The sequence below is a fragment of the Lelliottia sp. EB106-05-01-XG201 genome (genome assembly GCF_058791735.1).
Window position 1 is genome coordinate 2,937,004 of sequence record NZ_JBYTDV010000001.1, and the last position, 11,882, is coordinate 2,948,885.

Here is an 11,882-nt window from a genome sequence, read left to right on the forward strand (position 1 = left end):
TTATTCATAAGGACCGTGCTGCGCGTCGATAGGTAGCAATAGCGTGTCGAACACCAGCGAGAACGGCAGGTCGAGGATCGTGACATAGCGCCATGCGGAGTCGCGAACGTCCCATTGCACGCCGGGATAATACTGGTTGCCATGGCCCTGACCGGGAATGGTACGGCTGATAATGCTGCCGCACCCGCTGAGCAGCAGCGCCATCATCACCACGATGAGTATTCTCATTCAAACCTCATATAAAAAAATACCGGCCTTGGCCGGTATTTTTACTTTCGTTCGGCTTACTTCGCCTTCAGGGCCAGCGGATTAAGCTTAATCGTCGTGTAGTAGTTCACCCACGAAGAGTATCTCTCCGGGGAGGACCAGACGCGATAGTGCAAGCGGGCCATGGTGACCGGGTCGCTTAACAGCACCAGACGGCGATCGCGGTTCAGTTTTTCCGGCGTTTCGTTCAGCGCTTGCTCGATGTGGCGATCGCGGGCGATCTCCAGCACCTGGCTGGCGCGGTGACGCGCGGTGGCCATGGCAGTCGCGAGGGCGTTAAACGACGGGTTAAACACCGCGTGGATAAAGCCATCGTCCAGCGAACGGCTGCGGTTCAGCACCAGATACTTGTCAGTGTCCACCAGCACCTGCGGCGGAGAATACTCTTCCGGGATCAGGAACAGTTTCCAGCGTTTGGTACGCAAGCCCACCGTTGAACGGCTGGAGATCACGGAGACAAACGGCGACAGGATCAGGGAGAACACGATCGGCGCGAGCCAGAACAGGAAGCGTAAATCCAGCCACGCCATACCGGCAGCCCATACCAGACCCAGCAGCATCTGCGAGCCATGACGCATGAAAGCTTCGCTCCACGGCGTGGAGTCATCGTCACGCTGCGGTGAGTTCCAGACCACTTCCCAGCCGAGGAACGCGCTGACCACAAACACCGTGTGGAACAGCATGCGCACCGGCGCCAGCAGCACCGAGAACAGCACTTCGAGCAGCAGGGAGAGCGTCACGCGGCAGAAACCGCCGTACTCTTTCGAGCCTTTGCACCAGATCAGGATGATACTGAGCAGCTTAGGCAGGAATAGCAGGATCATCGTCGACGCAAAGAGCGCAATCGCCAGCTCAGGACGCCACTGCGGCCACACCGGGAACAGCTGGCGCGGTTGCAGGAAGTACTGCGGTTCGGTCAGAGCGTGGACCACCTGCAACGCCGTCGACAGGGCCAGGAACATAAACCACAGCGGCGCAGACAGATAAGACATCACGCCCGTCAGGAACACGGCACGGTGAACCGGGTGCATCCCTTTCACAAGGAACAGACGGAAGTTCATCAGGTTGCCGTGACACCAGCGGCGGTCACGTTTCAGTTCATCCAGCAGGTTCGGCGGCAGCTCTTCATAAGAGCCCGGCAGATCGTAAGCAATCCACACACCCCATCCTGCACGACGCATCAGCGCCGCTTCCACGAAGTCGTGAGACAGAATAGAACCGGCAAACGAACCTTCACCCGGCAGCGGTGCCAGCGCACAGTGTTCGATGAACGGCTGTACACGAATAATGGCGTTGTGACCCCAGTAGTGGGATTCACCCAGCTGCCAGAAGTGCAGACCGGCGGTAAACAGCGGACCGTAAACGCGGGTCGCAAACTGCTGACAGCGCGCATACAGCGTATCCATACCCGAGGCTTTCGGCGACGACTGGATGATCCCGGCGTTCGGGTTCGCTTCCATCAGACGCACCAGCCCGGTCAGACACTCACCGGTCATCACGGAGTCGGCGTCCAGCACCACCATGTAGCTGTACTGATTGCCCCAGCGACGGCAGAAGTCATCGATGTTACCGCTTTTACGCTTCACACGACGGCGACGACGACGGTAGAAGATCTGCCCTTCGCCCTGCACTTCGGCAATGAGTTCCATCCAGGCTTTCTGCTCGGCAACGCAGATATCCGGGTTGTAGCTGTCGCTCAGGATGTAGACGTCGAAATGCTCGGCGTTACCGGTCGCCTTCACAGACTCCCATGTGGCGCGCAGGCCCGCGAATACGCGGTCAACGTCTTCGTTACAGATAGGCATGATAAGCGCGGTGCGGTGCTCAGGATTGAGTGCTTCATCCCCGACCGTTGACGCCGAAATGCTGTATTTGTCACGCCCCATCAGCAATTGCAGGAAGCCCATCAGCGCGGTCCAGAAACCGGCCGAGACCCAGCAGAACAAGACCGCGAAGAGGAGGAGGATCCCACTTTGCAGAATGTACGGCAGGAGCTGCATGAAGGAGACCCACAGATCTTGCCCGACCATGTCAGCCGGATTGATCAGCGCCCAGCCCTGATAAGGCAGGATGGTTTTCATGTACCAGGTGGCGACCACGGTCTGGGCCAGGGTCAGCACCAGCAGGGTGTAACGACGGATCGTGCCGACGGTACGCCATTTCTGCTCAGACGCCTGCTGCTCTTTGGTCAGACGAGACAGATAGCGCGGCGCCACGTCGCGACCGCGCAGACGATCCCAGAAGCGGCCTACCGGGTTGGTACGCCACGGGTCCGGGAACATGGAAGAGCGCGTCGCTTTCGGCATCGCCTGAAGCTGGGTACGCCCTTCATCGTCTTTAATCAGCTGCCCTTCTGCCAGCGAATCTGGCCAGGCCTGCTCCAGGCGCGCCTTGACTGACCCCAGAGGCGTATCGTCATCACGGGTAAATTCGTGATGCTCGCCATCCAGCGCGGTATGAACCGCGCGGATGTCGCTCTTGGGCAGCGCCGCTTTCTCAATATCTGTCAGCGGCATGGCATCGATATATTCAGATGTATTATTCATTGGCAGGTAGCTGATAGCTCCAGGTTTCACTCAGCGTCTGATCGGCATTGACCAGCGCAGCGCGCATTTCCGTGGTCTGTTTAGGATCTTTCACTTTTACGCGCAGGGTTAAGCGCCACCCTTTGGTCACCGGGTTGTAACGCACGGTGTTTTCAACGATTTCACCGTTATCACCAATGCTGGTTTGCGCGGTGACAGGCGTATCCGGCGTCAGTTTTTTCATATCCTGACCGGCGAAATCAACCACAAACGCCACGGTACCATCAGGCTGGCGAATGAGATTCGACTGCTTCACATCGCCCGTTGAGCGGCGAGTCTGCATCACATACGCGTTGTCCGGCGCATGCAGTTTGTCTTCATCGCGGCTGAAGGTGATGGTGTACTTGAAGTTCATCTCTTTCCCGGCTTCCGGCAGCTGATCCGGCGTCCAGTAAGCGACGATGTTGTCGTTGGTTTCGTCGTTGGTTGGAATTTCAACCAGCTCGACTTTGCCTTTACCCCAGTCCCCTTTCGGTGTGACCCAGGCGCTTGGGCGCAGATCGTAACGATCGTCGAGATCTTCAAAGCGAGAGAACTGACGACCGCGCTGGAGCAGACCAAAGCCCTGCGGGTTTTCCATCGCAAAGCTGCTGACTGCCAGGTGTTTCGGGTTGTTCAGCGGACGCCAGATCCACTCGCCGTTGCCAGCAAGAATGGACAGACCGTTGGAATCATGCAGTTCCGGGCGGAAGTTGGTCGCCGGAGACGGCTGATTTGGCCCGAACAGGAACATACTGGTCAGCGGCGCAACGCCCAGTTTGCCCACTTTGTCGCGCAGGTAAACTTTGGACTGCACGTCAATCACCGAGTCACGACCCGGAATGATCACAAAACGGTAAGCACCGGTCGCACGTGGAGAATCCAGCAGTGCGTAGATAGTCAGGCGTTTGTCAGTTGGTTTTGGACGCTCAATCCAGAACTCACGAAAACGCGGGAATTCTTCACCAGACGGCAGCGCCGTATCGATTGCCAGACCACGCGCAGACAGACCGTAAACCTGGCCTGAACCGATCACGCGGAAATAGCTGGCCCCCAGCATGCTGACAATTTCGTCGTTTTTATCTTTGCTGTTGATGGGGTAAAGCACTTTAAAGCCTGCGAATCCCAGGTCTTTAACGGTGTCTTTATCGTGTTTCACATCGCCAAAATTAAAATAATCCGGGCTGTATTTGATCTTACGTACCGCAGTGGCCGTCACTTCATTGATAGCAACCGGGGTATCGAAGTACATGCCCTGATGATAAAACTCAAGCTTGAACGGGGTCTTAATGTTGTTCCAGTACGCTTTATCGTGATTGAACTGGATCTGCTGATAGTCCGCATATTTCATGTCGCGGAAGACGGAGGGCAGGTTACTTTTTGGCGCCTCATAGCCTTTGTCGGCCAGCGATTTTGCCTGTTTTGCGACATCATCGATGGAAAAAGACCATGCAGAAGAGGTATACAGTGACAACAAGACTGCTGCACCCAACCAACGCATTTTCATCATTTGTGGTTTATGTTTCATAATAAGTAAGCACTTCCCCCTTTGTGTGCTTAATTCGATCCGATCCATTTTACTGGAAATTCAGGCAATCCGACAACAATATCACTGCTTTGTTCAGCGCGCTGGCTCATGGATTAAGCAACCAGAAGAACCCTCTCTTCACTTTGCGTGCTTATCCTGGAGACAGGGTGTCGGTCTTGGTGTAGGGTTGGCTTCGAATGTAACCACTATTAGTCTTATGGATAAGACGAAAAGTCCGAGAATGCAAAAAGTTATATGACCACTGCACCCGTACAACGTGAATATTTCCTCGACTCGATCCGGGCATGGCTGATGCTGTTGGGGATCCCTTTTCATATCTCCTTGATTTACTCCAGCCACACCTGGCATGTTAACAGTATAGAGCCCTCATGGTGGCTGACACTCTTTAACGACTTTATCCACTCTTTCCGCATGCAGGTGTTCTTCGTCATTTCCGGCTATTTCTCCTACATGCTGTTTCTGCGCTACCCGATGAAACGCTGGTGGAAAGTGCGCGTCGAGCGCGTCGGCATCCCGATGCTGACCGCCATTCCGCTGCTGACGCTGCCCCAGTTCATCATGCTGCAGTATGTGAAAGGCAAAGCTGACAACTGGCAAAACCTGACCTTCTACGAAAAGTACAATACTCTGGTCTGGGAACTGGTATCACACCTGTGGTTCCTGCTGGTGCTGGTGGTGATGACCACCGTTAGCCTCTGGGTTTTCAGCAAGTTGCGCCGCCATCTGAGCCGCCACCACGAAACGCAATTCCCTCACATCACCTGGGCGAAACTCTCCCTGATTTTCCTGGTGCTGGGTATCGCCTACGGCGCGATTCGCCGCATTCTGTTCATTGTTTATCCGCCGATACTGAGCGATGGGCTATTCAACTTCGTGGTAATGCAAACCCTGTTCTACATCCCGTTCTTTATGCTGGGTGCGCTGGCCTTTATCTCGCCAAAACTTAAAGATCTGTTCACCACGCCGTCGCCGTGGTGCGCCGTGGGTTCCGCGCTGGCGTTTGCCGCCTATCTGCTTAATCAGCGTTATGGCAGCGGCGATGCGTGGATGTATGAAACGGAAAGCGTGATTACGATGCTGCTGGGACTGTGGATGGTCAACGTGGTGTTTGCCCTGGGGCACCGTCTGCTGAACTTTAAGTCGACCCGCGTGACCTATTTCGTCAACGCGTCGCTGTTTATCTACCTGGTTCACCACCCGCTGACGCTCTTTTTTGGTGCATATATCACCCCGCACATTAGTTCTAACGCATTAGGCTTTTTCACCGGGCTGGTGTTTGTGGTGGGCGTCGCCATCCTGCTGTACGAGATTCACCTGCGCATTCCGCTGCTGCGTTTCCTGTTTTCCGGTAAACCGCAAACCAAAACGGCTTAATGACGCTTCGCGCCGGGCCTTCCGGCGCGATTACAACAGCCACTCAACCGGTAACCACCACGCCAGACGCACCAGCACCCGCTGCCAGAAGCGTGTTTTTGGCTCTTTCTTCAGCACAATCTCTTCCCCGTCTTTTTGCTCGACCCAGTTCAGACGCCCGAAGTTATCGAGCCTAATCTGCCACGCCTCGTGCTGACGGCTTTTCAGGAAGCGGCGATGGATCAGGCGCGCCAGGGTTTCGCTTTCAATCACAAAGCCCATTTCCGTGTTGAGCATCGTCGAGCGCGGGTCAAAATTCAGCGAGCCGATAAACACTTTCTGGCTATCAATGCTGAAGGTTTTGGCATGCAGACTGGAGCCGGAATTCCCCGTCAGGCCGCGATCCCGCAGCCCCGGGACGAAGTCCTGAGTGGGTTTCAGCTCATAAAGCTCAATCCCGTGACGCAGCAGTTTTTTGCGCCAGCGCGCGTAGCCCGCATGCACTACGGCCACATCGTTAGCGGCGAGGGAGTTGGTAAGAATGGCGATTTTAACGCCCTTGCGCACCAGCTGCAGCAGCTGTGCAACGCCCGCGCGGGTGGGAACAAAGTAGGAGGAGATGATATCGATCTGCTCCGCCGGCGTGCCCATCACATCCAGCAGACGCTGAGGCAGCAGTGAGTGGCGCTTCGCGCGCCCTAAGCCTTTGCGCGGGTCATCGCTGAGTAACCGGGTTTTCGCCCAGATCAATGGCAAATCGCGCGCTTCAAGACGGGTAATAAACTGGCTCGATTCCAGTTTATCCAGATAGCGCTGGGCTATTTCGTTCTGATACCAGTCATCCGGCGGCTGGAGGCGAGATCCGATCTCCTCCTCCGATAATTCCAGTACCTGCTTTAGCGTCGAGACGCAGGCGCTCTGCCAGTAGCGTTCGAAATCATCAGCCACTTCCGCCACCACCGGCCCGATCGCCATCACATCCAGATCGGAAAAGAGCGGTGCCTCCCCTGCCCCGAAATAGGCATCACCGACATTGCGGCCACCGATGATGGTCGCTTCGCCATCGACGGTGAAACTTTTATTGTGCATGCGGCGGTTAAGCCTGGCGAAATCGGTGAGATAACCCAGCGCGCGCAGGGTGCGGAACGAGAAAGGGTTAAACAGGCGGACATCGATGTTGGGGTGGGAATCGAGCAGGCGCAGGATCGCGTCCAGCCCTTGCGTGTTGTTGTCATCCAGCAGCAGCCGGACGCGGACACCGCGTGAAGCGGCGGCCACCAGCACGGAAAACAGCAGCCGCCCCGACATATCGTCTTCCCAGATGTAGTACTGCACATCGAGGGTTTTCTCCGCCATTTCCGCCAGCCGGTAGCGGCAGGCGAAGGCATCGAGGCTGTCATCCAGGGGGAGCAGTCCGCACAGCCCCGGATGTTCGGCATTGACGGGCGCGATCGCCCGCCCGAGCCGCGTATTATGCGTCGAGTTCTTGTCCTCGTTGGGTAAGAAGTCGCTGGTAGAGCCGGGCATTTTCTTCATCATAGCAAACGAAGTATACCCGCTCCGGCAGGGGTTTGCGGGTGAGATAGTCTGAAACCGTCGCCACGGCTATCGCGGCGGCGGCGGCCTTTGGAAAACCATAAACGCCTGTGCTGATGGCCGGAAACGCAATAGTTTTATAACCATTGGCGGCCGCCAGGCGCAGACAATTAAGATAAGCATCCTCAAGGCTTCGCGCCTCATGATGCTCCCCGCCTTCCCAGATGGGGCCGACGGCGTGGATCACCGCTTTCGCCGGAAGATCCCCGGCAATCGTAATCACCGCATGGCCTGGCGCTAACTCACCCTGCTGTTGACGGACAATTTTGCAGGCTTCCAGCAGCTGCGGTCCGGCCGCACGATGAATGGCACCGTCAACGCCGCCACCGCCCATCAACGAGGGATTGGCTGCATTAACAATGACATCAACGTGCTGTGTGGTGATGTCCCCGAGGACAACGTCAATTTGCGGTTTCATATCCATTCCTCTACTACCCGACTTTTATTAAGTGTATAGCAGGGGCTGGTTGCGAAGAAGAGCCAGATGAGAAAAGCCCTCAGGTCCGAAGACGAGAGGGCTCTGTCCTAACGATAGTTGACTTGCACAACCGCCAACGTTTTTTCCGGATTGATATATTTCATACTTACCGTGGCGACATCTGGGTAAGGGTTACGCCCCCGCAGGGCTTCACCGTAACTTACCTGGGTGGTTTGCACGCGTCCTTCGTGCGGGCATGACAGCGCAAACTGATTATGCTGCGGGGAGATCACACACGGGTCTTCTACAATCGCCCCGCGAAAATGAATCACACCGCCGTTAACCGTGGTTGCCGCTAATGCTGGAGTCAGTGCCGATAAAGCAATAATACCTGATGCAATAATACCTGATGCAATAATACTTTTTACAATGGACGCTGCCATGGTTGGCTCCTCAATGAGAAATCATCCTTGAGGGGTCGCGCATTCCTTATTCAAATCATAGAAACATTCATTGGGAACCGCCAAATTATCCAATATATTGATTTCGTGAATATATTATTCAGAACCCGGCCATTGTTTTGATAAGTGTAGCGATTGCCCGTCAGAGACATTAACGACAATTCTCACGGAATCTTTAGGGCTAATATTCAAACTGAGGCGAGTTAAATCAATTGGCTGGTTAGCGGGAATAGAAATCGTGTTGCGCTGGCTGGACGTACTTTTCCCTCCCTGCCCTTCCCGCGAGGAAATAATTTGTACCTGACACACGCAGGGTTCAGTCAGAATGACCTGCGGAATAATGGTCGTCATCTCCCCGTCGTGGGTGGTTTTAAAGGTGATCTGGCTGGAGAGGGCAGCAAGCAGTAATAAGGTATGCATGATCAACTCCCGAAAAAAAACAGGGCAAGCGCCCTGTTTTTTTATAGTACAGATTCGAAATTAGTACTGATGCGCAGTCGCGTTGTTGCCGAAACCAACCTGGTGCACAGTTACAGTTGAACCGGAAGCTGTCTGGTCCACTGCCGCGCCGTTACCGCCGCCGAACTGTTTAACTTCCATGGTGGAGTTTTTACCATTCCACTGATCGAGGGTTGCGCTGTTACCAAAGCCTTTCTGCAGCAGGTCAATGGAGCTGTCATCAGAGCCCTGTCCTACGTCAGCACCGTTACCGCCACCGTGCTGAGTAATAGTCAGGTCAGAATTTTTAGCGTCAGATTGCAGAGCAACAGCTGAGTTGCCGCCACCGTACTGATAAATGCTCAGAGTTGAATTAGGGCCGCTGTTACCACCACCCCAACCACCACCGCCGCCACCGCCATATTGTGGAACCGCACCAGCCAGAGCACTGCCAGAAACAAAGATTGCTGCAATTGCTGCCACTTTGAAAAGTTTCATGGTAAACCCCCATCGGATTGATTAAGTCGTCGTAAATAGTTAGCGTTGGATAACGCGGATAGCCATTTGCGACTGTCTCTGAACTACAACTGCTGTTTTTTGCGTACCATACTGCGTAATATTCGCTTTGTTACCCGAGCCTTTCTGGATAATCATCGCGGTATTACCAAAAGCCCCTTGCTTAATACTCGCATCATTGCCGTTTCCGTCCTGATCGATATAAGCAAGGTTATAAGTCCCTGATTGATCAACTTTCGCTCTATTGTTCCCACCTTCCTGTGAAACAACGGACAGTAATTTAGAACCGCCCTGACGAACATCGGCATTATTTCCTGAACCGTGTTGACCAATAATGGCTGCCTGATTATATGAAGACTTGCTTAATTCATTAACCGCGAAGTTATATTCCGAACCTGCCAGGTCCGAACCTGCCGCGATTGATAACCCAGGCGCACCCAGTAATGTAAACATCATAAATAACGTTCTGTTTTTCATGTTGTCACCTGGACCTGGAAATAATTAACTGCACTGTGTTAACGCGATTCGTTTTTTGTTAACGCTGCGTTACGATGAAGAGTATGTCTATCGAAACAATTTAAATATCTCACCCGCGCGGCTTATTTTGATTTATTCGCTCACCTCAAAGTATTAATTCACGCCAAAAATTTCAGTCAGCAGCGTAAGTTAGTTTTTTTTAATTTATTTCTTCGGCAAGTTGGCGCTTCGTTCAGGGCAGCTTGTCACCCTTGTCACGTCTGTACTTTACGCTTTACAGAGTTCATTGCCTGACAGACTTGTCACAGGTCACTCGATTTCTTAAGGGCTTTCGCTTAGCATGCAAAGTCTTAGAGATTTCACCAATCTCATACCTGAGATCAGAGAATCACAAATAATAAATACTGATTAAAATCAACTCACTATAATTATTTGTATGATTTTTAAAATGTGTGCAGCATTATTAACGTGTACAACTTTTTTATCATTCCTGAACTTTTTTACCACTTGAAATTCACAAATTAATATTGATTTTTACATCTTGTTACACCATTAACACTTGATTTAAAAATCGTAATAGCTAGATTGAAATCAGCAGTACGAATTATTTTTTATATTTACCTCCTGCTGGAGGTTATGGTCTGATTCTACACACAGCAGTGCAACATCTGTCGGTACTTCTGGGTCCCCCGAATATATCGGGGGCAACTGCCGGGTGTAATAAAAAAGTGGGGTTTCATCATGTTTAATGAAGTCCATAGTTTACATGGTCATACATTACTGTTGATCACAAAGCCTTCTTTACAAGCGACAGCCTTATTACAGCATTTGAAGCAATCTCTGTCACTGAACGGGAAATTGCACAATATTCAACGTTCTTATGATGATATTGCTCCTGGCAGCATCATTCTCTTCGATATGATGGAAGCGGATAAAAAGCTTATCCATTACTGGCAGGATAACTTAAGCAGGAAAAACAATAATATCCGCGCGCTATTGTTGAATACGCCTGATGAGTATCCTTTCCGCGATATTGAAAGCTGGCCGCATATCAACGGCGTCTTTTACGTCACTGAAGACGAGACGCGTGTGGTCGAGGGGCTGCAAGGTATTTTACGTGGGGAATGTTATTTCTCGCAAAAACTTGCCAGCTATCTCATCACTCACTCCGGAAATTATCGCTATAACAGTTCAGAGTCTGCTTTGCTGACCCACCGCGAAAAAGAAATTCTGAATAAATTACGTATTGGTTCTTCAAATATTGAAATCGCCCGTTCGTTATTCATCAGCGAAAATACAGTGAAGACTCATCTCTACAATCTTTTCAAGAAGATAGCTGTTAAAAACAGAACTCAGGCAGTTTCATGGGCAAACGATAACCTCAGGCGTTAACAACATGAAACGCACGTCAAGATGGATAGTGGCAGCGGGCTTTCTGCTTGCTGCCGGAAATCTTCACGCTGTTGAGGTAGAAGTTCCTGGATTATTAACCGACCACACCGTCTCTTCTATCGGCCACGATTTTTATCGGGCGTTTAGCGACAAATGGGAAAGTGATTATCCAGGCAACTTAACAATCAATGAGCGGCCCAGTGCTCGATGGGGAAGCTGGATCACCATAACGGTTAATCAGGACGTGGTGTACCAGACCTTTTTATTCCCGACGAAACGAGATTTTGACAAGAACATCAGTATTGCACTGGCACAAACTGAAGAAGCGGTAAATCGCCTGCAAATCGACAAGGCTCTGTTGAGCACTGGCGATTTAGCAAAAGATGAATTCTAGCGACAAATAATCTCCGGAGGCTGTAATGCGTCTCGCACACACAGTGATTTCATTAATGCTGATTGCACCGTTGAGCTGGGCCGGGAATATGACTTTCCAGTTCCGTAACCCAAACTTTGGTGGCAACCCGAATAACGGGGCTTTTTTACTCAACTCAGCACAAGCTCAAAACTCTTATAAAGACCCCAGTTTTAATGACGACTTTGGGGTTGAAACGCCGTCCGCACTGGATAACTTTACTCAGGCTATTCAGTCGCAAATATTAGGCGGCTTATTAACCAATATTAATACCGGCAAACCCGGTCGCATGGTGACCAACGATTTTATTGTCGATATTGCGAATAAAGACGGGCAGCTGCAGTTGAATGTGACCGACCGGAAAACGGGCAAAACGTCCACCATTCAGGTTTCAGGTCTTGCCACCAATTCAACTGACTTTTAAACAACGACGAAATAA

General features: G+C 52.1%; 13 protein-coding genes. 4 read left to right on the top strand and 9 right to left on the bottom strand.

All coding sequences use genetic code 11. The features are described 5' to 3' along the window. The 3 genes from AC3WS9_RS13830 to mdoG are packed head-to-tail and all read right to left on the bottom strand — an operon-like array spanning position 1 to position 4,359. Positions 1-228: a YceK/YidQ family lipoprotein gene (locus AC3WS9_RS13830; protein ID WP_285150786.1), complete on the bottom strand. Its 228-nt coding sequence runs from the start codon at positions 226-228 to the stop codon at positions 1-3. A 56-nt stretch (positions 229-284) separates the two neighbouring features. Then, entirely contained in the window at positions 285-2,813 is a 2,529-nt protein-coding gene (gene mdoH, locus AC3WS9_RS13835) for a glucans biosynthesis glucosyltransferase MdoH (RefSeq protein ID WP_282494879.1), read from the bottom strand. Beyond that, entirely contained in the window at positions 2,806-4,359 is a 1,554-nt protein-coding gene (mdoG, locus tag AC3WS9_RS13840; RefSeq protein ID WP_282494878.1) for a glucans biosynthesis protein MdoG, read from the bottom strand. Before mdoG ends, mdoH begins: the two co-directional genes overlap by 8 nt. Before the next feature lie 255 nt (positions 4,360-4,614). Between mdoG and mdoC the strand changes: the two genes are divergently transcribed. Next, a complete protein-coding gene (gene mdoC, locus AC3WS9_RS13845; RefSeq protein WP_492488891.1) occupies positions 4,615-5,754 on the top strand; it encodes a glucans biosynthesis protein MdoC in 1,140 nt (379 codons plus the stop codon). A gap of 30 nt (positions 5,755-5,784) precedes the next feature. On the opposite strand, the gene AC3WS9_RS13850 is transcribed toward mdoC, so the two are convergent. The 6 genes from AC3WS9_RS13850 to csgB form a co-directional block, all read right to left on the bottom strand. Beyond that, positions 5,785-7,269 carry a phospholipase D family protein gene (locus AC3WS9_RS13850; protein WP_492490335.1) on the bottom strand — a complete coding sequence of 495 codons (1,485 nt, stop codon included), beginning with the start codon at positions 7,267-7,269 and terminating at the stop codon, positions 5,785-5,787. After that, on the bottom strand, positions 7,205-7,747 hold the full coding sequence (ymdB, locus tag AC3WS9_RS13855) for an O-acetyl-ADP-ribose deacetylase (RefSeq protein WP_282494876.1): 543 nt from the start codon (positions 7,745-7,747) through the stop codon (positions 7,205-7,207). Before ymdB ends, AC3WS9_RS13850 begins: the two co-directional genes overlap by 65 nt. A gap of 107 nt (positions 7,748-7,854) precedes the next feature. Next, complete coding sequence (locus AC3WS9_RS13860; protein WP_492488893.1) at positions 7,855-8,190, bottom strand: YmdA family protein; 336 nt, start codon at positions 8,188-8,190, stop codon at positions 7,855-7,857. 114 nt (positions 8,191-8,304) lie between these two features. Continuing rightward, positions 8,305-8,628 (bottom strand): curli assembly chaperone CsgC, encoded by a 324-nt coding sequence (gene csgC / locus AC3WS9_RS13865; protein WP_492488895.1) that lies wholly within the window; start codon positions 8,626-8,628, stop codon positions 8,305-8,307. A gap of 60 nt (positions 8,629-8,688) precedes the next feature. Beyond that, on the bottom strand, positions 8,689-9,144 hold the full coding sequence (gene csgA, locus AC3WS9_RS13870) for a curli major subunit CsgA (protein ID WP_282494873.1): 456 nt from the start codon (positions 9,142-9,144) through the stop codon (positions 8,689-8,691). A gap of 39 nt (positions 9,145-9,183) precedes the next feature. Beyond that, positions 9,184-9,639 carry a curli minor subunit CsgB gene (csgB, locus tag AC3WS9_RS13875; RefSeq protein ID WP_282494872.1) on the bottom strand — a complete coding sequence of 152 codons (456 nt, stop codon included), beginning with the start codon at positions 9,637-9,639 and terminating at the stop codon, positions 9,184-9,186. A gap of 741 nt (positions 9,640-10,380) precedes the next feature. Between csgB and csgD the strand changes: the two genes are divergently transcribed. From csgD to csgF, 3 genes are read left to right on the top strand one after another with little or no spacing between them, the layout of a single operon-like run. Continuing rightward, positions 10,381-11,031 carry a biofilm master transcriptional regulator CsgD gene (gene csgD, locus AC3WS9_RS13880; protein ID WP_282494871.1) on the top strand — a complete coding sequence of 217 codons (651 nt, stop codon included), beginning with the start codon at positions 10,381-10,383 and terminating at the stop codon, positions 11,029-11,031. Between the two features lie 4 nt (positions 11,032-11,035). Continuing rightward, the gene (csgE, locus tag AC3WS9_RS13885; protein WP_282494870.1) at positions 11,036-11,425 is read left to right on the top strand and encodes a curli production assembly/transport protein CsgE; all 390 of its coding nucleotides are present in this window, start codon (positions 11,036-11,038) and stop codon (positions 11,423-11,425) included. 25 nt (positions 11,426-11,450) lie between these two features. Then, positions 11,451-11,867, top strand: coding sequence for a curli production assembly/transport protein CsgF (gene csgF, locus AC3WS9_RS13890; protein ID WP_282494869.1), 417 nt, complete (start codon positions 11,451-11,453; stop codon positions 11,865-11,867). The last annotated feature ends 15 nt before the right edge of the window (positions 11,868-11,882 follow it).